Raw genomic sequence first — 24,275 nt, 5'->3', positions numbered from 1 at the left:
GCGGCGCTTGAACCGCCCTGCGCCGGCCCCAGATAGCGAACATCGGCGGCGCGCCCGTGCGGCAGCCCGCCCCAACGTCTACAAGCATTAGCGAGGGAGCAACACCATGGGCAAGATCATCGGCATCGACCTGGGCACGACCAACTCGTGCGTGGCGATCATGGAAGGCGGCAACGTCAAGGTCATCGAGAACGCGGAAGGCGATCGCACCACGCCGTCCATCGTCGCCTTCACCAAGGACAGCGAAGTCCTGGTCGGCGCATCGGCCAAGCGCCAGGCCGTCACCAACCCCAAGAACACCTTCTACGCGGTGAAGCGCCTGATCGGCCGCAAGTTCACCGACGCCGAAGTGCAGAAGGACCTGGACCTGGTGCCCTACGGCATCGTCCAGCACGACAACGGCGACGCCTGGGTGGCCACCGCCGACGGCAAGAAGATGGCGCCGCAGCAGATCTCGGCCGAAGTGCTGGCCAAGATGAAGAAGACCGCCGAGGCCTACCTGGGCGAGACCGTCACCGAGGCGGTCATCACCGTGCCGGCCTACTTCAACGACAGCCAGCGCCAGGCGACCAAGGACGCCGGCAAGATCGCCGGCCTGGACGTCAAGCGCATCATCAACGAGCCCACCGCGGCCGCGCTGGCCTACGGCATGGACAAGAAGGGCGGCGACCGCAAGGTGGCCGTGTACGACCTGGGCGGCGGCACCTTCGACGTGTCGATCATCGAGATCGCGTCGGTCGACGGCGAAATGCAGGTCGAGGTGCTGTCCACCAACGGCGACACCTTCCTGGGCGGCGAAGACTTCGACAAGCGCGTGATCGACTACTTGGTCGAGGAATTCCTCAAGGACCAGGGCATCGACCTGCGCAAGGACCCGCTGGCGCTGCAGCGCCTGAAGGACGCGGCCGAGCGCGCCAAGATCGAGCTGTCCAGCGCGCAGCAGACCGAGGTCAACCTGCCGTACGTGACCGCCGACGCCTCGGGCCCGAAGCACCTGAACATCAAGCTGACCCGGGCCAAGCTGGAATCGCTGGTCGAGGACCTGGTCAAGAAGACCATCGAGCCCTGCCGCATCGCTCTGAACGACGCCGGCCTGCGCGCCAGCGACATCAGCGAGGTGATCCTGGTCGGCGGCCAGACCCGCATGCCGAAGGTTGGACAAGCGGTGGCCGAATTCTTCGGCAAGGAGCCGCGCAAGGACGTCAACCCGGACGAAGCCGTGGCCGTGGGCGCGGCGATCCAGGGCGGCGTGCTGCAAGGCGACGTCAAGGACGTGCTGCTGCTGGACGTGACCCCGCTGAGCCTGGGCATCGAAACCCTGGGCGGCGTGTTCACCAAGATCATCGAGAAGAACACCACCATTCCGACCAAGGCCTCGCAGACCTTCTCCACCGCCGAGGACAACCAGTCGGCCGTGACCGTGCACGTGCTGCAGGGCGAGCGCGAGCAGGCCCGCTACAACAAGTCGCTGGCCCGCTTCGACCTGTCCGGCATCGAGCCGGCGCCGCGCGGCATGCCGCAGGTGGAGGTGTCGTTCGACATCGACGCCAACGGCATCCTGCACGTGTCGGCCAAGGACAAGAAGACCGGCAAGGAACAGAAGGTCGAGATCAAGGCCGGTTCGGGCCTGTCCGAGGAGGAGATCGCCAAGATGGTCGCCGACGCGGAAGCCAACCGCGAGGAAGACCAGAAGTTCCATGACCTGGTGCAGGCGCGCAACCAGGCCGACGGCCTGATCCACATGGCCCGCAGCACGATCAAGGAGCACGGCGAGAAGCTGCCGGGCGAGGCGATCGGCCGCGCCGAATCGGCCATCGCCGAGCTGGAAACGGCGATGAAGGGCGACGACAAGGGCCAGATCGAGGCCAAGTCCAAGGCCCTGGAGGACGCCGCCCAGGCGCTGTTCGCCGCGGCCCAGGCGCAGCAGCCGGGCGCCGACGAGGGCGCGGCCGGCGGCGCCAAGTCCGAAGACGTGGTGGACGCGGAGTTCACCGAGGTCAAGGACGACAAGAAGTAAGGCCGTGATTCGGGATTAGGGATTCGGGATTGGAAGGAGCGGGGCTTGGGCCCCGCTCCTTCTGTCGTCGGAGTTCCGAGTGCCGGCACCGCCGCTTTAGCCGTTACGAACCACCCACCAAGAATCACCGATCACGTCCATGAGCAAACGCGACTATTACGAAGTGCTGGGCGTGCAACGCAACGCCAGCGACGAAGACCTGAAGAAGGCCTACCGCCGCTGCGCGATGAAGTACCACCCCGACCGCAACCCCGGCGACAAGGCCGCCGAGGAATCGTTCAAGGAGTGCAAGGAAGCCTACGAGGTGCTGTCCGACGGCAACCGCCGGCGCGCCTACGACCAGCACGGCCACGCCGCGTTCGAGCACGGCATGGGCGGCGGCGCCGGTCCCGGCGCGGGCTACGCCGACATGGGCGACATTTTCGGCGACATTTTCGGCAACATCTTCGGCGGAGGCGGCGCCCAGCGCGCTCCGCGCCGCGGCGCCGACATCGGCTACGTGATGGAACTGTCGCTGGAGGAAGCGGTCGGCGGTCTGGACAAGCAGATCGAAATCCCGACCCTGGACGAGTGCGAGACCTGCGACGGCACCGGTTCGGCCGACGGCAAGCTGGAAACCTGCACCACCTGCAACGGCCGCGGCCAGGTGCGCTTCCAGCGCGGCATCTTCTCCATGCAGCAGGCCTGCCCGCAGTGCGGCGGCCGCGGCCAGACCGTGGCCGACCCGTGCAAGGACTGCCACGGCCAGGGCCGGGTCGAACGCACCAAGACCCTGCAGGTCAAGATTCCGGCCGGCGTGGACAACGGCGACCGCATCCGCCTGACCGGCGAAGGCGAGGCCGGCCCGGCCGGTTCGCCGCCGGGCGACCTGTACGTGGAAGTGCGCGTGCGCGAGCACGAGATCTTCCAGCGCGACGGCGACGACCTGCACTGCGACGTGCCCATCCGCATCTCCCAGGCCGCGCTCGGCGACACCATCCGCGTGCCCACCCTGGGCGGCGAGGTCGAGCTGCGCATTCCGGCCGAAACCCAGAGCGGCAAGCTGTTCCGCCTGCGCGACAAGGGCGTGCAGTCGGTGCGCAGCCGCAAGCCCGGCGACCTGTACTGCCGCGCGGTGGTGGAAACGCCGGTCAATCTGACCAACGAGCAGCGCGAGTTGCTGGAGAAGTTCGAGGCCACCTTCGTCGGCGAGGGCGCGCGCCGCCATTCGCCGCGCTCGTCGACCTTCCTGGACGGCGTGAAGGGCTTTTGGGACCGAATGACCTCATAAGCGGTGCTGCGGCAAGGCATGAAACGAAAAGGGAGCCGTATGGCTCCTTTTTTGTGCTTGCGCCCGGCCGGTTGCTAAGGCGGCACCGGCTTGTGGTAGAACCTGTGCGCAATCGCCGTCGCGGCGTACTCACGGAACAGGGGAACGGGATGCAACTGGCAACGCTGCGGCTGTGCGCCGCGATCTGTCTTGCGCTGGCCGCGGCCGGCGCCACGGCCCCGGCATCCGCCCAGGCCGCGGCCAAACCCGCCGATGCAAGCCCCGCCGCCGACGCCCAGGACGAGGCGGCCCCGGAACAGCCGCTACGGACCGAACGGCGCTACATCGACTACACGGTACAGCCCGACGGCCGCTACACCGAACAGCGCGAAGTGGCCTACAAGGTGCTGGACCCGCGCGCCATCGAGTACGCCAAGCGCGAGTCGATCAGCTACAGCGCCAGCATCCAGGAATTGAAGGTGCTGGAGGCCTATACGCTCAAGTCCGATGGCCGCCGCATCGCGGTGCCCGAGTCCAACTACCAGGTCGAGACCAACGACGGCCGCGAAGGCGGCCAGCCGGCGTTCTCCGACGTGGCCACTACCAGCCTGGTGTTTCCCGACGTCGCCGTGGGCGATACGGTGGTGTTGTCCTACCGCCTGACCGGCAAACAGCCGCTGTTCGACGGTCACTTCTCCGAGCTCGACAGTTTCGATGCGCACAGCTACCAGGGCGACGTGCGCGTGCGCATAGACGCGCCTGCGGCCATGGCGGCGCAGCACCGCGCCTGGGGCGCGATGAAGCTGGTGCGCGACGAAACCCGCGGCGACCGCCGCCTGCTGGAATGGCGCTACCAGAACCTAAAGCCGGTCAAGAACAAGCGCCGCGACTATTCCGTGCGCCGGGTCGAGCAGTTCCCCGGCTTCGCTTATTCCAGTTTCGCCAGCTACGGCGACATCGTGCGCGCTTACGGCCAGCGCGCGCTGCCCAAGGCCGTGCCGACCGAACGCGTGCGCAAGCTGGCCGACGAGATCGCCGCCGGCAAGACCGACCAGCGCGACATCGCGCGCGCACTGTACGAATGGGTATCGACCAACATCCATTACGGGGGCAACTGCATCGGGTTGGGCGCGGTGGTGCCGCGCGACCAGGAATTCGTGCTGGACAACCGCATCGGCGACTGCAAGGACCACGCGACCTTGCTGCAGGCCCTGCTCGCCGCCAAGGGGGTCGAGGCGACCCAGGCGCTGGTGAACGCGGGCAGCGTCTACGAGCTGCCGGACCTGCCGGTGGTGTCCAGCGTCAATCACGTGATCAATTACCTGCCGGGGATGGATCTGTATCTGGACGCGACCGCCAAGGGCATCCCGTTCGGCTATCTGCCGCCCAGTGTCGCTGGCAAGCCGGTACTGCGCTTGGACCGGCCGGAGCTCAAGGCGCAGGCGCCGGTGTTTCCCGGCGACCGCAACCGCCAGCGCATCACCACCCATCTGACCGTGGCCGCGGACGGCTCGGTGAAGGGCAAGGTGGCGGTGGACGTTTCCGGTATTCCGGCCATCACGATGCGCGCCTTGCTGCGCGAGATGACCGAAGAGCATTCGCGCGATATGGTCAAGAATTACTTCCAGGGGCAGGGTCTGGTCGCGCAAGGTCGCTTCCGCCAGGACGATCCCAAGCCGTTGATCGATCGCCAGAACTACGACGTCGAGTTCGAAGTCGCGCAGATGCTGCCGGTGCCCGGCGCCATCCCGCTGGCGTCGCCTTTCATGAACCCCATGCCGGTGATCGGCTTCGTGTCCGATGCCAACGACGAGGTCGGCACCGAGGTGGAAACCGCTTGCACCGGCGGACGCTCGGAAGAGGTGTACCGGATCGAATTTCCAGCGGAAATGAAGGTAATCGCCGTGCCTTCGGATCTGGCGGTGGAATCGGGCGGATTGCGCTACAGCGCCCGCTACCAGCTCAAGGGCAACGTGCTCGAAGCCAACCGCGTGATCGAGGACGCCACGCCGGGACCGACCTGCACGCCCGAATACAACCGCGCGTTCCGCGACTTCGCCAAGAAGGTGCTGCCGAACCTGAAGGCGCAGGTGGTGTACCAGTGAGCCGGCCGCGAGCCGCGCCGCTGCCGGTCGCGCATGCCTGCGCCGGTGGCTGAGCTGAGCCTGGCCCTGGGCCGCCACGCCTGCAGCCTGCAGGCCGGTGCCAGCCGCATCTACGCCGCGCTGGGCATCGGCCGCTACCGCTTCCAGGAGCGGCACGGTCCCAACCAGTCCTACGACTTCTACTGGGAGGGCGGCCGCGACGGCGCGGTGTGCCGGGTGCGCGGCAGCGATTGGGATCCGGCCCTGCCGCAATCGCGCCTGCACGTGGAACTGACGGGCGGAGCGGCGGCCGCGCAGTGGATGCAGACTTTGCAGCGCTACGCCGCCGCGCAGGGCTGGGGCGTGGCCGAGATCGCCGACGCGTGAGCCGCGGCTACGCCTGGATCCGTCCCTTGCTGGAACGCTGGGGCGAACTGCGCGCACAGCCGGCTTCGGACTGGCAGGGCGAGTTCGCGCTGCCGCCGGATTTGCTGGATTTCTATCGACAGATCGGGCCGTGGGGCGGCGTGCATCACGCCAATATCGGACCCGTCGGCCTGGACTTGCCCTGCGGCGGCAACCCGGTCTCGATCCCGCCGCTGCAGCATCTGTGGTCGCGCCAGGCCGGCTACCGCTGGCACGGGCTCAGCGGCGAGCGCCTGCGCGGCTGGAAGGACGAATGGCTGGTGATCGCGCACGAGGGCAGCCACCCCTTCATTTACGACTTGCGCAGCGGCCGGGTCTATTTCGACCTGGCCGGCGGCGACTGGAACCCGCGGCTCATCGCCGGGGATGCGGCCACCGCCTTGGGCGCGATCGCCACGGTCGCCGACGCCTACACCGCGCTGGGCGAGGACGCCCTGGACGAAGACGGCGCCTTGCGCCCGCAGGCGCGCGCCCAGGTGCGCGACGCATTGGCCGCGTTTTTGGATGCCGACGCCGCGCGCGCCGACGCGCTGCTGCAGGCCTGGCGATGGTATGAATGAGCGCGAACGGCCGCCGCTGGCCGCAGGAGCGCAAGGCATGCGTCGCTGGCTGGGTCTGATCGCGCTGGGCGCCTCGCTGCTGGGCGTCAACGTCGCCGGCGCGCGCGTGCCGGCCGCCGAGCGCATCTTCGCCGGCGAGCAACTGCCGCTGGCTCAGGCGATCGCGCGCGGTCGCGTGGACGAGGTGCGACGCCTGGCGGCCGCGCTCGACGTCCCCACGCTCAATCGTCCCGGCGCGCAGGACATGACCCTGTTGTTCTTCGCCCTGCAGCACGCCTTCGGCGAGCAGCCCACCGGCCTGCAGGTGCTGGGCGCGCTGGTCGCCGCTGGCGCCGATCCGCTGCAGCCGGTGCCCGAACTGGGCAGCGCGGCCGGCGTGTCGCTGCGCGCCAAGAGCCCGCTGTACCTGCGCGCGTTGCTCGACGCCGGCTTGAACGCGGACGCGGCGCCCGGCGACCGGCCGCTGCTGTTCGACGCGGTGGAGGCGCAGGGTACGGAATTCGCCGCGCTGCTGCTGGAGCGCGGCGCGCGCATTAACCGCCACGACCGCCTGGGCAATACCGCGCTGATGCATGCGCTGACCTATCAGCGCCTGGACACCGTGGACTGGCTGCTAGAGCGTGGCGCCGAGCCGGAGTTCGTCAACATCAACGGCGTGTCCTTCGCCGGTCAGTTGCAGTTCCAGATCGTGCGCCAGCAGGACGGCTCGCCTGCGCAGCGCAAGCTGCTGGCGATCCGCGACCGGCTGGTCGCGCGCGGCCTGCGCTGGCCGCCGCTGTCGCGCGACAGCGAGCAAGCGCGCATGCGCGAGCGCGGGCAGGAGCCCGGGCGTCTGTTGCCGGCGGAATGAGGGGAGGGTAGGGATGAAGGCGATCGCGATGGGGCTCTTGCTGTGCTGCGCCATGCCGGCGCAGGCAGCCTGCCTGGGCGCAACGCCGCTGGCCGCGGCGCGGGCCTGGTTCGAACGTCACTACGAATTCTTCAACGACGATCCGGCGCCCACGCGCGACCTGTATACGGCGGAGTTGTATCGCCTGTTGCAGCGCGAATACGACTGCACCGCGCAGGGCGAACTCTGCGCCCTGGGCGCGGACCCCTGGCTGGACGCGCAAGACGGCGAGGCCCGCGATCCGCAGTACACGGCGATAGGCGAGCGTGCGGTGCGCGTTAGCTACCGCTTCCTGCTGGCTCCTTCCGAACCGGCGCAGATGCGTAGCGCGACCTTGCAATTCAGCGGTGCGTCCGGCTGCTGGCGTGCCGACGATCTGGTCGGGCCGGCCGGGCTGTCGTTCAAGCGCACGCTGCAGGACGCTTACCCGCCATAACGCAGTTCATCGCGCGCCTTGTCGAAACCGCGCGCCAGCCGTTAGCCTGCGCGCATGACTAGCCCCCTGCGATTGCTGATCCACGGCGCCTCCGGGCGCATGGGCCAGGCCCTGCTGCGCCTGGCCGCCGAACGCGACGATCTGAGCGTGGCCGCCGCGGTGGCGCGCAAATCGCCGGCGCAGCGCGTGGTCGAGGGCGTGCCGCAGTTCGCCGCCAGCGAGCTGAACGGCGTGCCCGAGTTCGACGTGGCCATCGATTTCAGCCTGCCCGAAGGCTTCGACCCGGTGCTGGCGCTGTGCGTCCAGCGCGGTTGTGCCTTGGTTTCCGGCACCACCGGCCTGTCCTCGGCGCAGAACCAGGCCATCGATGCGGCCTCGGCCGGCATCGCCGTGGTCTGGGCGGCCAATTACAGCCTGGGCGTGGCGGTGCTGACCGAACTGGTGCGCCGCGCCGCCGCCGCGCTGCCGGCCTGGGACTGCGACCTGATCGAGGCCCACCACACCCGCAAGCTGGACGCGCCCTCGGGCACGGCCCTGCACCTGGGCCAGGCGGTGGCGATCGGCCGCGGCAGCGAGCCGCATTACGCCAGCCTGCGCGCGGGCGACATCGTCGGCGAGCACCTGGTGCAGTTCGCCAGCGCCGGCGAGCGCCTGGAGCTGATCCACCGCGCCACCAACCGCGACATCTTCGCCCGCGGCGCGCTGGAGGCGGCGCTGAAGCTGGCCCGGCAGGCGCCGGGGCGCTACCGGCTGGCGGAGCTGATGTTCCCGAATCTGTAGGGTCGGGAACCCCAGGCCCCGTCATTCCGGCGCAAGCCGGAACCCGTTTGGATCTTGGCCTCCCCAGCCTCGGCCCGGCCCTGCGAATCGAAAGCAAAATGGGTTCCCGCTTGCGCCGGAACGACGGCGAAGGGGCCCGCCTGCCGCGCTCGGCTCCCGGCGTAGCCCGGCCCACAGTCGCCACGCCCGGTACACGCCACGGGCGCGGTTTCGCTGGCGTTCGCCGGCCGGCGCCGGTACAATTCCCGCTCGCCTGAACCCCTTCCGCCGGACCGGTCCCGCACCGCGTCCGCGCTTTGCTGCAAGCCGGTTTTGCCGGCGTGCGCTGGAGGGGTCAGTACCCCCGGCAGCCAAGGCGACCCCCGTGACCCAACCCGCAATCCTCGCTCTCGAAGACGGCACCGTGTTCGAGGGCGTTTCCGTAGGCGCGCCCGGCCTCAGCGTCGGCGAAGTCGTATTCAACACCGCCATCACCGGCTACCAGGAAATCCTCACCGACCCGTCCTACGCGCGCCAGCTGGTTACGCTGACCTATCCGCACGTGGGTAACACCGGCTGCACCGACCAGGACGACGAGGCCGGCCAGGTCTGGGCCTCGGGCCTGATCGTGCGCGACGTGCCGCGGCGCCCCAGCAACTGGCGCAGCCAGGCCGCGCTGCCGCAGTGGCTGGCCGAGCGCGGCGTGGTCGCCATCGCCGACATCGACACCCGCAAGCTGACCCGGCTGCTGCGCGACCGCGGCGCCCAGAACGGCGCGCTGATGGCGGGCGAGGGCATCGACGCGGCCCGCGCCATCGAAGCCGCGCGCAAGTTCCCCGGCCTCAAGGGCATGGACCTGGCCAAGGACGTGAGCACCCGCGAGCGCTACGAATGGCGCGACGGCCAGCTGGACCTGGATGCCAACGCCTTCGTCCGGGCCGAGCCCAAGTTCCACGTGGTGGCTTACGACTTCGGCGTGAAGCGCAACATCCTGCGCATGCTGGCCGAGCGCGGCTGCCAGGTGACCGTGGTGCCGGCGCAGACCGCGGCCGCCGACGTGCTGGCGCTGAACCCCGACGGCGTATTCCTGTCCAACGGCCCCGGCGACCCGGAGCCCTGCGACTACGCGATCGCCGCGATCAAGCAGTTCCTGGCGCGCAAGATCCCGACCTTCGGCATCTGCCTGGGCCACCAGCTGCTGGGCCTGGCCGCGGGCGCGAAGACGCTGAAGATGAAGTTCGGCCACCACGGCGCCAACCATCCGGTGCAGGACCTGGACAGCGGCCGGGTCATGATCACCTCGCAGAACCACGGCTTCGCGGTCGACGAGACCACCCTGCCGGCCAACGTGCGGGTGATCCATCGTTCCTTGTTCGACGGCAGCAATCAGGGCATCGAGCTGACCGACGCGCCGGCCTTCAGCTTCCAGGGCCATCCGGAAGCCAGCCCCGGCCCGCACGACGTGGCGCCGCTGTTCGATCGCTTCGTGGCCAGCATGGCCGCCGCGGGGCGCGCCTCGTGAGCACGGCGCTGGCGCGCATCGCGCTGGCCCTGAGCGTGGCGCTGTCCGGCGCCGCCGCGGCCGCCGTGCCCACCGACGCGGAGGTGCGGACCATCCAGCAGCTGCTGGGGTTCGACACCGCGATCCGCAACGTGATCGCCGGCAAGATCGACAAGGCCGAGGAGTTCAAGACCCTCAGCGGCCAGGAGCGCGGCTGCATCCGCGACCAGGTGCTGCCGCCGTTCGAGGCGCAGATGCGCGACTCCTTCCGCACCCTGTTCGGCGACGGCGAGACCATCGCCGCGTGGTCGCGCTTCGGCCAGACCGAGGGCGGCGCCAAGTTCTTCGCCGGCATGCGTCAGCAGGTCAACGCCAGCATCGACCGCCAGGTCAGCGGCCAGAACCCGCAGCCGGACGTGCAGTTCTTCAAGGACATGAACGCCGAAGAGCTGCAGCAGGTGATGCTGTTCATGCAGAGTCCGGCCGCGGCCGTGCTGCAGCGCGATTTCCCCGACACCGCGCCCGACGAGGCCGAGATCGACCAGCTCGTGGCCCAGGTCGCGCAGCGCTGCGGCGTGTCGCTGGAGCGGTGATGGCCGCCGCGTCCGCGCCGGGCAAGCCCAAGCGCCGCTGGCGCCGGTGGCTGGCCGTTGCTGCGCTGCTCGCGGTGTATCCGGCGTTCGTGCTGGTGGCGGTGTACTCGCGCTTCTTCGCCGCGGACCTGCCGGGTGGGCGCAACGGCCCGGCCGACGCCTACCGGCACAGCCTGGCCAGCGCGGTGGTCGCCTACACGACCTCGCCGCGGCTGGTGGACCTGGTCACCCAGGTCATGGAACGCGGCGGCGAAGGCAACCGCGGCCGCGCGATGGACGCGCACAACAACCGCATCGGCGCGCAGATCGGCGCCGCTGCCGCCGACTGGCCGGCGATGAACGCCGCGGTGCTGCAGGCCGTGCGCGCGGGCGCGATCGATGCGAGCGAGCCCGACCGCATCACCTGGCTGCCGCCCTCGGACTGGCAGGACCGCCTGTACTGATGTGCGCTTTGCCCACCAACGACTTGCGACGCGACCCCAACGGAGACATGGAATGACCCAGATTCGAATCGCCTGCATCCGCGCCGCCGCCGTCGCCCTGATCGCGCTGGCGCCGCTGGCCGCCTCGGCGCAGGCCGCCGGCGACGCCCAGGTCGAGCGCCTGACCGGCGTGCTGGTGCAGATGCTGCCCTTCGGCAAGATCCTCGACGATGCCGCCGCCGCCGATCCCACCTGGCCGTTGCAGGGCAAGGCCCGCAAGGTCGACCCGGCCCAGCTGGGCTGCCTGCGCCGCGAGCTGTCCTCGCAGGGCTACCAGCGCAGCAAGCGCGCCGAGGTCGCCGCCTACGCCCAGGCCAACCCCGGCCGCGTCGGCGCCGACCTCAAGCTGCTCGAAGGCGGTGCGGCCAGCGTGTTCGGCGACTTCATCAATGCCGGCGTCAGCGAGGCCCAGACCGGACAGAAGGTCGAGGCCGCCGACGTGATCAAGAAGATGAAGGCCGACCAGATGCTGTCCTTCGTCGAATTCATCAGCGAGCCCAAGCACGCGCCGCTGCGCGAGCTGGTCGGCATCGGCGACGCCTTCGACCCGGGCAAGAGCGCCGAACAGAACAGCGACGCCGGCAAGAGCATCGGCGCGCGCCTGGTGACCAAGCTGATGCTGGGCGCCATGACCACCTGCAACGTTTCGACTTCCACGATTTTCGAGTGAGCTAAATGCCCAAGCGTACCGACATCCAAACCGTCCTCATCATCGGCGCCGGTCCGATCGTGATCGGACAGGCCTGCGAGTTCGACTACTCCGGCGCCCAGGCCTGCAAGGCCCTGCGCGACGAGGGCTACCGCGTGGTGCTGGTCAACAGCAACCCGGCCACGATCATGACCGACCCGAACATGGCCGACGCCGTGTACATCGAGCCGATCAACTGGCAGACGGTCGAGAAGATCATCGCCAAGGAAAAGCCCGACGCGCTGCTGCCGACCATGGGCGGCCAGACCGCGCTGAACTGCGCGCTGGACCTGGCCGACAACGGCGTGCTCGAGAAGTACGGCGTGGAGCTGATCGGCGCCTCGCGCGAGGCCATCCGCATGGCCGAAGACCGCGAGCTGTTCCGCGTGGCCATGCAGGAGATCGGCCTGGAGTGCCCCAAGGCCGAGGTCGCGCGCAACTTCGAGCAGGCCCTGGAGATCCAGACCAAGGTCGGCTACCCGACCATCATCCGCCCCAGCTTCACCCTGGGCGGCACCGGCGGCGGCATCGCCTACAACAAGGAAGAGTTCGAGGAGATCGCCAAGCGCGGCCTGGAACTCTCGCCCGTGCACGAGATCCTGGTCGAGGAGTCGGTGCTGGGCTGGAAGGAGTTCGAGATGGAGGTGGTTCGCGACAAGGCGGACAACTGCATCATCGTCTGCTCGATCGAGAACTTCGACGCCATGGGCGTGCACACCGGCGACTCGATCACCGTGGCCCCGGCGCAGACCCTGACCGACAAGGAATACCAGCGCCTGCGCGACGCCTCGATCGCGGTGCTGCGCAAGATCGGCGTGGACACCGGCGGCTCCAACGTGCAGTTCGGCATCAACGCCCAGAACGGCCGCGTGGTGGTGATCGAGATGAACCCGCGCGTGTCGCGCTCCTCGGCGCTGGCGTCCAAGGCCACCGGCTTCCCGATCGCCAAGATCGCGGCCAAGCTGGCGGTGGGCTACACCCTGGACGAGCTGCGCAACGAGATCACCGGCGGCGCCACCCCGGCCTCGTTCGAGCCGACCATCGACTACGTGGTCACCAAGATCCCGCGCTTCGCCTTCGAGAAGTTCCCGCAGGCCGACGCGCGCCTGACCACGCAGATGAAGTCGGTGGGCGAGGTGATGGCCATGGGCCGTACCTTCCAGGAATCGCTGCACAAGGCCCTGCGCGGCCTGGAGACCGGCAAGGTCGGCCTGGACCCCACCGGTCTGGACCTGAGCGTCGCCGACGACGTGGCCCGGCTCAAGCGCGAGCTCAAGGAGCCCGGCCCGGAGCGCATGTTCTACATCGGCGACGCCTTCCGCGCCGGCCTGAGCGTGGAAGACGTGCACGCGCTGTCCTTCGTCGATCCCTGGTTCCTGGACCAGATCGAGGAACTGATCGCGGCCGAGCGCGAGGTGGCCGACAGCGGCCTGGCCGCGCTGGACAAGGCGCGCATGCGCGCGCTCAAGCGTATGGGCTTCTCCGACGCGCGCCTGGCCCAGCTCACCGGCACCGACGAAACCGCCGTGCGCACCCTGCGCCGCGCCTTCGGCGTGCGCCCGGTGTACAAGCGCGTGGACAGCTGCGCGGCCGAGTTCGCCACCACCACCGCCTACATGTACTCGACCTACGAGGACGAGTGCGAAGCCGCGCCGACCAACCGCGACAAGATCGTCGTGCTCGGCGGCGGCCCCAACCGCATCGGCCAGGGCATCGAGTTCGACTACTGCTGCGTGCACGCCGCGCTCGCCCTGCGCGAGGACGGCTACGAAACCATCATGGTCAACTGCAACCCGGAGACCGTGTCCACCGACTACGACACCTCCGACCGGCTGTACTTCGAGCCGCTGACCCTGGAAGACGTGCTGGAAATCGCCGACCTGGAAAAGCCCAAGGGCGTGATCGTGCAGTACGGCGGCCAGACCCCGCTGAAGCTGGCGCGCGCGCTGGAGGCCAACGGCGTGCCGATCATCGGCACCACGCCCGACAGCATCGACCTGGCCGAGGATCGCGAGCGCTTCCAGAAGCTGGTGCAGGAGCTCGGCCTGGCCCAGCCGCTGAACCGCACCGCGCGCAATCCGGACGAGGCCCTGCTACTGGCCGGCCAGATCGGCTACCCGCTGGTGGTGCGCCCGAGCTACGTGCTCGGCGGCCGCGCCATGGAGATCGTCTACTCCGACGCCGACCTGACCCGCTACATCCGCGACGCGGTCAAGGTGTCCAACGACTCGCCGGTGCTGCTGGACCGTTTCCTCGACAACGCCGTGGAAGTGGACGTGGACGTGATCGCCGACCGAGAAGGCCGGGTGCTGATCGGCGGCGTGATGGAGCACATCGAAGAGGCCGGCGTGCACTCGGGCGATTCGTCCTGCTCGCTGCCGCCGTACTCGCTGTCGGCGGCCACGCAGGAAAAGCTGCGCGAGCAGGTGGTGGCGCTGGCCAAGGCGCTCAAGGTCGTGGGCCTGATGAACACCCAGTTCGCGATCCAGACCGACGCCGACGGCAACGAGACCATCTACCTGATCGAGGTCAACCCGCGCGCCTCGCGTACGGTGCCGTTCGTGTCCAAGGCCACCGGCATGGCCCTGGCCAAGATCGCCGCGCGCTGCATGGTCGGCCAGACCCTGGCCTCGCAGGGCGCGATCGAGGAGATCGTGCCGGACTACTACTCGGTCAAGGAAGCGATCTTCCCGTTCGCCAAGTTCCAGGGCGTGGACCCGATCCTGGGCCCGGAAATGCGCTCCACCGGCGAGGTGATGGGCGTGGGCAAGAACTTCGGCGCGGCCATGGCGCGCGCGCAGGAAGCCGGCGGCATCAAGGCGCCGCCGGTGGGCAAGGTGTTCGTGTCGGTGCGCGACCCCGATAAGCAACGCGTGCTGCCGGTGGCGCAGGAGCTGCTGCGCCGCGGCTACGGCCTGGTCGCCACCCGCGGCACCCAGGCCTTCCTGGCCGAGCACGGCGTGGCCTGCGAGGTGATCAACAAGGTCACCGAAGGCCGCCCGCACATCGTCGACCTGATCAAGAACGGCGAAATCGTCTACATCATCAACACCACCGAAGGCCGCCAGGCGATCTCGGACTCGTTCTCGATCCGCCGCGAAGCGCTGCAGGCTCGAGTGACGTACTCGACCACCGTGTCGGGCGCGCGCGCGCTGGTGAACTCGCTGGACTACCGCGGCCAGGGCCCGGTGTGGTCGCTGCAGGAGCTGCACGCGCAGATCCAGGCCAGCGCTTGAGTCCCGCTGCGGACGCGGGCCCAGGCCCGCGTCCGCCCAGCCGCCGCCGCGGCAGGGGCGCCCCGGACGGGGTGCCAAGCGGCCGCGTTCGCGGCACAATCCCGATTGGACAAAGATGGCGCCGGCTGGGCCGGCATGAGGAAGCAGTCATGAGAGCACCGATCACGGTGAAGGGCGCGCAGCGCCTGCGCGCGGAACTGGATGAGCTGAAGTCGGTCAAGCGGCCGGCCGTGATCAATGCGATCGCCGAAGCCCGCGCCCACGGCGACCTGAAGGAAAACGCCGAGTACCACGCCGCGCGCGAACAGCAGAGTTTCATCGAAGGCCGGATCAAGCAGCTCGAGTCCGAGCTCTCGCACGCCCAGCTGATCGACGTGGCCACGCTCAACGCCGGTTCCAAGATCGTGTTCGGCGCCACCGTCGAACTGACCGACGTGGACACCGACGAAGAGCACACCTACCAGATCGTCGGCGACCTGGAAGCGGACATCAAACAGGGTCTGATCGCGATCTCCTCGCCGGTGGCGCGCGCCCTGATCGGCAAGCACGAGGGCGACAGCGTCGTCATCGAGGCGCCGGGCGGCACCCGCGAGTACGAAATCGTCGGCGTGAGCTACGCCGGCTGAGCCGGCCCGCGCCGCGCATGGGCGCCCCCCACGTCACCCTGCTGCTGCCCGAGCGCGAACGCTACGGCGGCCAGCGCCTGAGCGAAGACCTGGGCCGCCGCCTCGCGCGCGCGGACCGGTCGCAGCGCACCGGCGACGCGCTCGCGCGCGTGCTCGACGTGCTGCCGCGCGGCTGGCCGGTGGCCGCGGCCACGCGCCAGCGCGACGCCGGCGACGCCGCCCACGCGGCCTGGCTGCGCGCCGATCCGGCCTATGTGCGGCCGGATATCAACGGCGCGCGCCTGCTCGCCTACGGCCAGGCCTTGCACCTGGATGCGGCCGAGGCCGCCGAATTCGTGCGTCCGCTCAAGCCGCTGTTCGGCGACGCCGGTTTCCCCATCGACGCGCCTGCGCCGTCGCGCTGGTACCTGCGCCTGCCGGCCGGCGCGCGCCTGCCGGCGTTCGACTCGCCGGAGACCGCGCTCGGCGCCGACCTGTTCGAGCACCTGCCCGACGCCGCCGACGCCAGCGCCGAGGGCCGGCGCTGGCGCGCGCTGCTCAGCGAGGCCCAGGTGCTGCTGCACAACCACCCGCGCAACGCCCAACGCATCGCCGCTGGCCTGGCGCCGGTGAACTCGCTGTGGTTCTGGGGCGCGGGCGTGCTGCCCGACCACGTGCGCAGCGACTACGCGCGCATCTGCAGCGACGACGAAGCCCTGACCGCGCTGGGGGCGCTGGCCGGCGCCGCCGTCGCCGGCCTGCCGCCGCGTTGGGCGGCGGGCGAGGGCAGCACCGCGATCGACCTGCGCCGCTCGCGCGATCTGGACGCCTTGCAGCGCGACTGGCTGGCGCCGCTGTGCGCGCAGCTGGACGCCGGCGAGCTCGCGCGCATCGAACTGGATTTCGCCGACGGCAGCGCCTACGCGCTGGCGCGCGGCCAAGGCTGGCGCTTCTGGCGCCGGCCGCTGCGTTCGCCGCAGCCATGACGCCCAACGCCCGCCTGCGCCGCCGCGCCATCGCCGACCCCGGCGCCTGGCCCGAGCACGTGCCGCCGCTGCTGCGCCGGGTCTACGCCGCGCGTGGCGCGACCGCGATCGAGCAGGCGCAGCCGCGCCTGGCGCAGCTGTTGCCGCCGGACGCGATGGGCGGCCTGGACGCGGCCGTGGCCCTGCTGGACGAGGCGATCGAGCGCGACCAGCACATCGTGGTGGTCGGCGACTTCGATTGCGACGGCGCCACCGCCTGCGCGGTCGGCGTGCGCGGCCTGCGCATGCTCGGCGCGCGCCGCGTCTCGCATGCAGTGCCCAACCGCATCGTCCACGGCTACGGCCTGTCGCCGGCGCTGGTGGAGGAGCTGTCCGCGCTGCAGCCCGAACTGCTGGTCACCGTCGATCACGGCATCGCCTGTCACGCCGGCATCGCCGCGGCCAAGGCGCGCGGCTGGCGCGTGCTGGTCACCGATCACCATCTGCCGGGCGAACGCCTGCCGCCGGCGGACGCCATCGTCGATCCCAACCTGGACGGCGACGCCTTCCCGAGCAAGGCGCTGGCCGGGGTGGGCGTGATGTTCTACGTGCTGCTGGCGCTGCGCCGCCACCGTCGCGAGCAAGGCCGCTGCGAATGGCAGGGACCGGACCTGCAGAGCCTGCTGGATCTGGTCGCGGTAGGCACCGTGGCCGATCTGGTGCCGTTGGACGCCAACAACCGCGCCCTGGTCGCCGCCGGCCTGCGCCGCCTGCGCGCGGGCCAGGGCTGCGCCGGTTTGCGCGCGCTGATCGAAGTCGCGCAGCGCGATGCCGGCCGGCTCACCGCCACCGACATCGGCTATGCGCTGGCGCCGCGGCTCAACGCCGCCGGGCGCCTGGAAGACATGGCCCTGGGCATCGAATGCCTGCTGACCGAGAGCGAGTCGCAGGCGCGCGAGATCGCCCACGCGCTCAACGAGATCAACGCCGAGCGCCGCGCGGTGCAGCAGCAGATGACCGACGAAGCCGCCGCCGCGTTCGCGCGCGTGAGCCTGGACGCCACCCGCGATCCGGCCGCGCTCTGCCTGTACGACCCGGACTGGCACCCCGGCGTGGTCGGTCTGGTCGCCTCGAAAATGAAGGAGCGCGTGCACCGCCCGGTGATCGCCTTCGCCCCGGCCGAGCCCGGCAGCGACGCGCTGCGCGGCTCGGCGCGCTCGATTCCCGGTTTCCACATCCGCGATGCGCTGGCCGACGTGGCCGCGCGCCATCCGCAGCTGATCGAACGCTTCGGCGGCCACGCCATGGCCGCCGGCCTGTCGCTGCGGCGCGACGCGCTCGAGGCCTTCCGCGCCGCGTTCGAGGCTTGCGCGCAGGCGCTGCTGACGCCGGAACTGCTGCAGGCCGACGTGCTCAGCGACGGCGAACTGGACCCGGCCGACTTCGACCGCCGCAGCGCCGAATGCCTGCGCGACGGCGGGCCTTGGGGACAGGGCTTTCCCGAACCCCAGTTCGACGGCGAATTCCCGGTACTGGCTTGGCGCGTGGTCGGCGAACGCCACCTCAAGTTGGAACTCGGCCATCAGGGCCGGCGCCTGAACGCCATCGAGTTCAACGGCTGGCACGGCAATCCGCCGCCGGCGCGCGTGCGCATCGCTTATCGTTTGGAGCCGGACGATTATCGCGGCGGGGATGCGATCCAGCTGGTGGTGGTGCATCGGGAATCGGCGGACGCTTGAGCCGCTAAGCCGCCCAAGGCTTGCGTGGCGGCGCAGGATCGCGGCTCACGCCGCTCCCACAGCAAGCCCATCAGGCGCCGGTCTTGGAGGCCTTGGAAAACAGCAGGCACGCGACCGCGAGTTCGATCGCGCCGCCTAATGCCGCGACGATCGCCGGTGCCATCGCCACGAACAGCGCCGCGTTCGCGGCCACGATCAACGCGATGCCCAAGCCCCAGAAGATCCTGCGGCCGTATACGCTGGCCAGTACCAGGTAGCGGCTGCCGATCACCGCCATCATCGCCGGGAAGAACAGCGCGGGCTTGAGCAGGAACAGACCGTAAGCCATCGCGCAGCACACGATCAGCCAGACCGTGGAGGCCATCGCCAGCGCGTTGAGCGCGTTGTCTTTGCCGGTGCTCGCTGGTCGTCCCGCGAGCTTGGCGACGGCCATGCCCAAGGGGTGGATCAGGGCGCCGCCGATCAGCAGCGTCCATACCGCTGGTTCGACACCGCGCGCGTGGCACACGGCCGCCGCCGCGATCCACACCAGTCCGGATACCAGCGCTCCCGGCGCGCCGCCGTAATAGGCATGGCGCATTTCGCTTTGATGCGATGGAGCGATAGACAGTGACATGACCCTTCCTGACGTTGAATTCCGATCGTTCGTGCTGCTGCAACGCAACAGTTAAGCAAAGCGATGGCACGACGGGAACCGCACTGCGCCCGCGCACCGTTCGTCGGGCGCATCGCTCCGTTCGCCGCCGATGTACTGCTGCGTATGGGGGAGAATGCATTCGTGTTGCGTTGGCGCTGCATTCACGCTCGTACGGGCTTTAAGAAATCGCGTCCATCGCACTGAAAAACCGCTGCTTTACCCGCGAACCGGGAGGCGAAAAACGCAAGCCAATGCGCGAGTGTATGGCGCGCTCGCTAACGAAAATCTCCGCGCGATGCTTTGCATTTCTTGTCCGTTGGTATGACTTACTTTGGGCTATTGCTTTTCCTATTTGGGTATGCAAGTGTGAAAAAAGGGGATGCACATCAAGGATGAACGGGGATGGATCGCAAGGAAGATGGCGCCGCTGCAAGCGCGCCTTCGCTAGCGGACGTAGTCGTATTGATCCCATCGGGATTGCGACGTTTCACCGGCCAGGCCGGCTCCGTGGATGTCCAGGCTGAAACGGTCGGACAAGCCCTGCGATTGATCTCGGACCAATACCCGCTGCTGCGCACGCAGATGTTCGCCGGCGATCAGCAACTGCGCCGTTTCATCAACGTCTTCCTCAACTCCAAGGACATCCGCTTCCTGCAGCAGGAACAAACGCCGCTGCGCCCGCAGGACGTCATCACCATCCTGCCCGCGATCGCTGGGGGATAAGCGATGAACAGGGAAAGGACTCCCGAATTCAAGCCAGGCCCGGAACTCTCGCGCGACGAGATCCGTCACTACAGCCGGCACATCATCATTCCGGAGATCGGCAGCGAGGGTCAGCGCAGGCTGAAGGCCGCGCGCGTGCTGCTGGTCGGCGCAGGCGGCCTGGGCTCGCCTACCGCGCAGTACCTGGCGGCATCGGGCGTGGGCACGATCGGCATCGTCGAACACGACACGGTCGACGTGAGCAATCTGCAGCGCCAGGTGCTGTACACCGCGCAGGACGTGGGCCGGCCCAAGGTCGAAGCCGCCGCCGCGCGCCTGGCGGCGATGAATCCGCACATCACGATCGTCGAGCACCGCTGCCGGATCGAGGCCGATAACGCCCTGGCGCTGCTGGCCGACTACGACATCGTCGTCGACGGCACCGACAACTTCGCCACGCGTTACCTGATCAACGACGCCTGCGTGCTCAGCGGCAAGCCCAACGTCTACGCCTCGGTGTTCCGCTTCGAGGGCATGCTGTCGGTGTTCAACCTCGGCGACGGCCCGTGCTACCGCTGCCTGTACCCGGAGCCGCCGCCGCCGGGCTTTGCGCCTTCGTGCGCGGAGGGCGGGGTGTTCGGCGTGCTGCCCGGGACCATGGGCCTGCTGCAGGCGGTGGAGACGATCAAGCTCATTACCGGGATCGGCCGGCCCATGGCGGGGCGGCTGCTGCGCTTCGACGCCACCGAGATGAGCTTCCGCGAACTCGAACTGCGTCGCGATCCGGGCTGCTGCGTCTGCGGCGACTACCCGACCCAGACCGGATTGGTCGACTACGCGGTGTTCTGCGGCACCGGCCTGGGCGACGGCGCAGGCGACGCGGAGGCCGCGCCGATCGAGCGGGTCAGCGCGCAATGGCTGCAGCAGCGTCTGGGGCAGGCGGATGCGCTGCAACTGGTCGACGTGCGCACGCTCAACGAGCACCAGATCGTGCGCATCGACGGTTCGCTGTTGATGCCGGTGGATGAAATCGAGGAGCACTTCCACACCTTGGACCGGAACCTGCCGGTGGTGTGCTACTGCAAGTCGGGGGTGCGCTCGCTGCGCGCCGCGGCCTTCCTGGCCGAGCGCGGTTTCCGCGACGTGGCCAGCCTGGACGGCGGCATCGAAGCCTGGACCCGCGATATCGAGCGCACCGATGCGGTCTACTGAGGCCAGCGCGACGATGCCAGCCGATACCCGGGCAGCGGGCGCGAACGGCGTGCGCCGCGACCGCACCGAACTGCTGTTCGCCGGCGACGATACCTCGGCCGTCGATGCCTTCCATGCGCGCACCACCTGGGGCCGGACGCTGGATCGCGGCTTGTCCTCGCGCATCCGCGCCTTCCTCAGCGAGCCGGCGCTGCGCGAGATCGTGTCGCGCAGCCGCAACGAACATCGCGATGCCGAATCGATCGCCTTGCCGGAGGCGCAGCTGGGCGAGCTGACGCTGCAGCAGGCCTTGCTGCGCCGGCGTTCCCTGGCCAGCGACGCTGCGCCGCGCGACGGTGCGGTCGGTGTCGACGATCTGGCCGCGATCCTCAAGTATTCCTACGGCGTGCTGGGCGAACGCCGCCTCGGCGAGACGGTCCCGGTGCAGCGGCTACGGGCCTGCCCGTCGGCCGGCGCGCTGTACCCGCTGGAAATCTATCCGGTGGTGATGGACGTGACCGGCCTGGCGCCGGGCGTCTACCACTACGACGCGGTCGCCCATGCGCTGTCCTGCCTGCGCCGCGAGGACGCGCGCGCGGCGATGCCGGGCTTCGACCTGCAGCCGGAGTTCAAGGCACAGGCCAGCGTGGTGTTCGTGGTCACCGCGGTGCTGTTGCGCTCGATGGCCAAGTACCTGGATCGCGGCTACCGCTTCGTGATGAACGAGGCCGGCGCGCTGAGCCAGAACCTGCATCTGACCGCGATGGCGCGCGGCTTGCCTGGCTGCGTCTGGGGCGGATTCTGCGATGGGGATGTAGCGGCATACGTGGGGGCGGACGGCGCCAGGGAGATCGTGGTGCTGGGGTTCGTAGTGGGCAAGCGTTCGTCGCATGGGAAGGCGACGAGCTGAAGCCCGTCCGGTCAACATAGGGAAGTGACTTGGAAACTGGCAAATCGTATGTGAGGTCGCAAGTCGCACGGGGAGCGATCGGCGCGGTAGTCGCGGTCGCGGTGCTCTGGGGAGCGTGGCAGGTCTCGAAGGGCGGCGCCGAAGACGGGGCGCGCAACGCGCGCGAGCGCGGCGCAAAGGCACCGCTCGCGGCGCAGGCAGGGCAGGGCGACGCGCTGCGCGTGGACGTCAGCGGCGTTCGCGGCGATCACGGCTTCATCATCGGCACCTTGTGCAAGGAAGGCGAGGCGTTCCCGTCCGGTTGCACCCGTACCGCGCGCGCCAAGGCCGCCGACGGCGTGGTGTCGCTGGACTTCAAGGGCCTGGCGCAAGGCGACTACGCGCTCGCGCTCTATCACGACGAGAACGACAATTCGCGCCTGGAGCTGGGCGCGGAAGGAATCGGCTTCAGCAACAACGCGAACCTGGCCAAGGCCGCGCCGCAGTTCGATGCATCCCGCATCAAGGTGAATGGCGCGACCCGGATTCGCGTCCGAATACGCTACTCGATCTAAGGGGCCGCGAGAGCGCGATGCCGCCGCTGTGCGTGCGCGTCCGGCTCGAGGATCCGAATGGAAAGCGCTGACCACGCAAGGAACCGTGTCAAGGAATTGGGTGCCTCCACTCCACCCAATGTATGTCCACATGGTAGTGGATAAATCGTAAGGAGAAGTTGTCATGAACAATGATTTCGATTTCGACTCGTTGGATCTGGCCAGCCTGAACATCGAAGGCATGGAAGTTGTGACCCTGAAGGAAGCGATGGCTCTGCCGGAAACCGGCGCGTCCAGCGCCGTCAGCATCTGTAGCTCGTGCTCGAGCTGCGGTTCCTCGTCGTGCTTCAACGACGTGGCGACGGTGGAGTAACTGTCCGGTAAGCGCTGACGATCGCCGATTCGTTCGCGAATCGGCATCGCAGCACTCCACCGTTCAGTGGGCCGGACACATCGGTGCCTATCGGCCGATGTGTCCGGTCTTGAGCCGATCGAGATCGCGGAGCCATCCATGCAGGTCGAATATTCCATTGCGGTCGACGCCCCCGCGGCGGAGATCGGAGCGGCGGACGCCGCACCGGGCCGCGGCGCGGTCGTCGCGTTCGCCGACGTTTGCAAGTCGTACGGGCGCCATCGCGCCCTGAACCGGGTGTCGTTCGATATCCCCGCCGGCGAGATCGTCGCCCTGGTCGGCCCCAACGGCGCCGGCAAGACCACCATGCTGGAAATCATGATGGGGCTGCGCCGTGCCGACGACGGTGCGGTCTCGGTGCTGGGTTGCGATCCGGCGATCGATCGCAGCTACGTGTCGCGGATCGGCGTGCAGATCCAGCAGACCAAATTCTTCGGCAGCCTCAGCGGCCGCGACTACATACGCTTTTTCCAGCGCGTCTACCCGCGATGCTTGAGCATCGACGCCATGGTCGACGAATTCGAGCTCCGGGCCTTCATCGACCGGCCGCTGGGCAAGATCTCCGGCGGCGAACGGCAGCGCATCGCGCTGGCGCTGGCGATGATCAACGAGCCGGAGTTCGTGATACTCGACGAGCCCACGGTGGGTCTGGACCCGATCATGCGCCGGGAGTTCTGGGCCATCATCCGCAAGGCCCATGCCAGCGGCCGCAAGACGCTGTTGTTCAGCACCCACCACATGGAGGAGGCCGAAGCGCTGGCCTCGCGCGTGATCATGCTCACCGCCGGGCGCATCGTCGCCCAAGGCAGCGTGGCGCAGCTGGTATCGCTGGCCGGGGAGGCCGCGAACAACCTGGACGATGCCTACAACATCCTGGTGAGCAAGTCCGCCGGAGGTGCGGCATGAACGTCGCCAACATCTATGCCGTGACCGCGCTGGACGTGAAAAGCACCCTGCGCGACAAGACCGCGATCTTCTTCCTGCTGGTGTTCCCGGTCGGCTTCTACATTTTCTTCGCTTCGTTCTCCGGCGCGATCGGCTCCGAAGCGGCGTCGCTGAAGTACTACAACACCAATACCCCGAATTTCACCGCGGTGCTGATCCTGCTGATCTCGTTCCTCAACATCGCGCCGTCGGTGGCGATGGCCAAGCACATGGGCTTCCTCAACCGGCTGATGGTGACGCCGGTGAAGGTGTACGAGCTCTGGGCCGGCTTCTGCCTGCGCGCGATGCTGCTGTTCGCGATCGGCTACGTGGTCATGCTGCTGGCGGGCCTGGTGATGTTCGGCTACTGGCCCAAGGCCAATCCGATCCAGTTGATGCTGCCCATGCTGGTGATCGGCTTCGCGATGCTGCCGGCCGGCATCCTGATCGGCGTGCTGTTCCCGGCCCCGCAGCGGGCCTTTTCCGCCGGCATGCTGTTCATGCAGCCGCTGCTGATCCTGTCCGGGGCGGGCATGTCGCGCGATGCGTTCCCGCAGTGGGCCCAGGCCCTGTCCGACTTCGTGCCCACCACCTACGCGGTGCAGATCTCGCGGCTGGCCTGGGAGAACGAGCTGTTCACCCGGGCTTCGGTATTCCCGATCGCGCTGCTGCTGGTGTTCGGCGCGGTCTGCGCCTTCGCCGCCGCGGTGATCTTTCGCAACAGCTACCGTTGACGG

The 24,275-nt window shown here is 68.9% G+C and carries 24 protein-coding genes; 23 read left to right on the top strand and 1 reads right to left on the bottom strand.

What is annotated here, in order from left to right; genetic code table 11:
- Positions 1-106 precede the first annotated feature (106 nt).
- From dnaK to recJ, 16 genes are all read left to right on the top strand, one after another.
- On the top strand, positions 107-2,017 hold the full coding sequence (dnaK, locus tag DX914_RS05865; protein ID WP_115858090.1) for a molecular chaperone DnaK: 1,911 nt from the start codon (positions 107-109) through the stop codon (positions 2,015-2,017).
- 139 nt (positions 2,018-2,156) lie between these two features.
- Positions 2,157-3,287 (top strand): molecular chaperone DnaJ, encoded by a 1,131-nt coding sequence (gene dnaJ / locus DX914_RS05860; protein ID WP_115858089.1) that lies wholly within the window; start codon positions 2,157-2,159, stop codon positions 3,285-3,287.
- Between the two features lie 149 nt (positions 3,288-3,436).
- Positions 3,437-5,371, top strand: a complete 1,935-nt coding sequence (locus DX914_RS05855) for a DUF3857 domain-containing transglutaminase family protein (protein ID WP_115858088.1) — start codon at positions 3,437-3,439, stop codon at positions 5,369-5,371.
- A 45-nt stretch (positions 5,372-5,416) separates the two neighbouring features.
- Complete coding sequence (locus DX914_RS05850) at positions 5,417-5,737, top strand: hypothetical protein (protein WP_147300612.1); 321 nt, start codon at positions 5,417-5,419, stop codon at positions 5,735-5,737.
- Positions 5,734-6,336, top strand: a complete 603-nt coding sequence (locus tag DX914_RS05845) for an SMI1/KNR4 family protein (protein WP_115858086.1) — start codon at positions 5,734-5,736, stop codon at positions 6,334-6,336. Before DX914_RS05850 ends, DX914_RS05845 begins: the two co-directional genes overlap by 4 nt.
- 37 nt (positions 6,337-6,373) lie before the next feature.
- Entirely contained in the window at positions 6,374-7,186 is an 813-nt protein-coding gene (locus tag DX914_RS05840) for an ankyrin repeat domain-containing protein (RefSeq protein WP_158549195.1), read from the top strand.
- Positions 7,187-7,199: 13 nt separating this feature from the next.
- On the top strand, positions 7,200-7,661 hold the full coding sequence (locus DX914_RS05835; protein ID WP_115858084.1) for a hypothetical protein: 462 nt from the start codon (positions 7,200-7,202) through the stop codon (positions 7,659-7,661).
- A 54-nt stretch (positions 7,662-7,715) separates the two neighbouring features.
- A complete protein-coding gene (gene dapB / locus DX914_RS05830) occupies positions 7,716-8,441 on the top strand; it encodes a 4-hydroxy-tetrahydrodipicolinate reductase (RefSeq protein WP_115858083.1) in 726 nt (241 codons plus the stop codon).
- A gap of 364 nt (positions 8,442-8,805) precedes the next feature.
- Positions 8,806-9,942, top strand: coding sequence for a glutamine-hydrolyzing carbamoyl-phosphate synthase small subunit (gene carA, locus DX914_RS05825; protein WP_115858082.1), 1,137 nt, complete (start codon positions 8,806-8,808; stop codon positions 9,940-9,942).
- The gene (locus tag DX914_RS05820) at positions 9,939-10,514 is read left to right on the top strand and encodes a hypothetical protein (RefSeq protein ID WP_115858081.1); all 576 of its coding nucleotides are present in this window, start codon (positions 9,939-9,941) and stop codon (positions 10,512-10,514) included. Before carA ends, DX914_RS05820 begins: the two co-directional genes overlap by 4 nt.
- Positions 10,514-10,957 carry a DUF6973 domain-containing protein gene (locus DX914_RS05815; RefSeq protein ID WP_115858080.1) on the top strand — a complete coding sequence of 148 codons (444 nt, stop codon included), beginning with the start codon at positions 10,514-10,516 and terminating at the stop codon, positions 10,955-10,957. The genes DX914_RS05820 and DX914_RS05815 overlap by 1 nt, the downstream gene beginning before the upstream one ends.
- A gap of 52 nt (positions 10,958-11,009) precedes the next feature.
- Entirely contained in the window at positions 11,010-11,666 is a 657-nt protein-coding gene (locus DX914_RS05810; RefSeq protein WP_115858079.1) for a hypothetical protein, read from the top strand.
- Between the two features lie 5 nt (positions 11,667-11,671).
- Complete coding sequence (gene carB, locus DX914_RS05805; RefSeq protein WP_115858078.1) at positions 11,672-14,920, top strand: carbamoyl-phosphate synthase large subunit; 3,249 nt, start codon at positions 11,672-11,674, stop codon at positions 14,918-14,920.
- A gap of 149 nt (positions 14,921-15,069) precedes the next feature.
- On the top strand, positions 15,070-15,546 hold the full coding sequence (gene greA, locus DX914_RS05800) for a transcription elongation factor GreA (RefSeq protein WP_115858077.1): 477 nt from the start codon (positions 15,070-15,072) through the stop codon (positions 15,544-15,546).
- Between the two features lie 17 nt (positions 15,547-15,563).
- Positions 15,564-16,511, top strand: a complete 948-nt coding sequence (locus DX914_RS05795) for a phosphoglycerate mutase (protein ID WP_115858076.1) — start codon at positions 15,564-15,566, stop codon at positions 16,509-16,511.
- Complete coding sequence (recJ, locus tag DX914_RS05790) at positions 16,508-18,229, top strand: single-stranded-DNA-specific exonuclease RecJ (RefSeq protein ID WP_115858075.1); 1,722 nt, start codon at positions 16,508-16,510, stop codon at positions 18,227-18,229. Before DX914_RS05795 ends, recJ begins: the two co-directional genes overlap by 4 nt.
- A 70-nt stretch (positions 18,230-18,299) precedes the next feature.
- Here the strand turns inward: recJ and DX914_RS05785 are convergent, their stop codons facing one another.
- Positions 18,300-18,845 carry a DUF7010 family protein gene (locus DX914_RS05785; protein ID WP_147300611.1) on the bottom strand — a complete coding sequence of 182 codons (546 nt, stop codon included), beginning with the start codon at positions 18,843-18,845 and terminating at the stop codon, positions 18,300-18,302.
- Positions 18,846-19,268: 423 nt separating this feature from the next.
- Between DX914_RS05785 and DX914_RS05780 the strand changes: the two genes are divergently transcribed.
- The 7 genes from DX914_RS05780 (at position 19,269) to DX914_RS05750 (ending at position 24,272) form a co-directional block, all read left to right on the top strand.
- The gene (locus tag DX914_RS05780) at positions 19,269-19,589 is read left to right on the top strand and encodes a MoaD/ThiS family protein (protein ID WP_115858073.1); all 321 of its coding nucleotides are present in this window, start codon (positions 19,269-19,271) and stop codon (positions 19,587-19,589) included.
- A gap of 3 nt (positions 19,590-19,592) precedes the next feature.
- Positions 19,593-20,780: a molybdopterin-synthase adenylyltransferase MoeB gene (moeB, locus tag DX914_RS20720; RefSeq protein ID WP_115858072.1), complete on the top strand. Its 1,188-nt coding sequence runs from the start codon at positions 19,593-19,595 to the stop codon at positions 20,778-20,780.
- A 13-nt stretch (positions 20,781-20,793) separates the two neighbouring features.
- Positions 20,794-21,669, top strand: coding sequence for a SagB family peptide dehydrogenase (locus DX914_RS05770; protein ID WP_158549194.1), 876 nt, complete (start codon positions 20,794-20,796; stop codon positions 21,667-21,669).
- 29 nt (positions 21,670-21,698) lie between these two features.
- Complete coding sequence (locus DX914_RS20350; protein WP_196778831.1) at positions 21,699-22,223, top strand: DUF2141 domain-containing protein; 525 nt, start codon at positions 21,699-21,701, stop codon at positions 22,221-22,223.
- 163 nt (positions 22,224-22,386) lie between these two features.
- Positions 22,387-22,575: a thiazolylpeptide-type bacteriocin gene (locus tag DX914_RS05760; RefSeq protein WP_115858070.1), complete on the top strand. Its 189-nt coding sequence runs from the start codon at positions 22,387-22,389 to the stop codon at positions 22,573-22,575.
- Positions 22,576-22,713: 138 nt separating this feature from the next.
- Positions 22,714-23,520, top strand: a complete 807-nt coding sequence (locus DX914_RS05755; RefSeq protein WP_115858069.1) for an ABC transporter ATP-binding protein — start codon at positions 22,714-22,716, stop codon at positions 23,518-23,520.
- Positions 23,517-24,272, top strand: coding sequence for an ABC transporter permease (locus DX914_RS05750; protein WP_115858068.1), 756 nt, complete (start codon positions 23,517-23,519; stop codon positions 24,270-24,272). Before DX914_RS05755 ends, DX914_RS05750 begins: the two co-directional genes overlap by 4 nt.
- Positions 24,273-24,275: the final 3 nt, after the last annotated feature.

This window comes from Lysobacter silvisoli (assembly GCF_003382365.1).
GTDB classification, from domain to species: domain Bacteria; phylum Pseudomonadota; class Gammaproteobacteria; order Xanthomonadales; family Xanthomonadaceae; genus Lysobacter; species Lysobacter silvisoli.
This window is presented reverse-complemented; position numbering and strand designations above follow the sequence as displayed.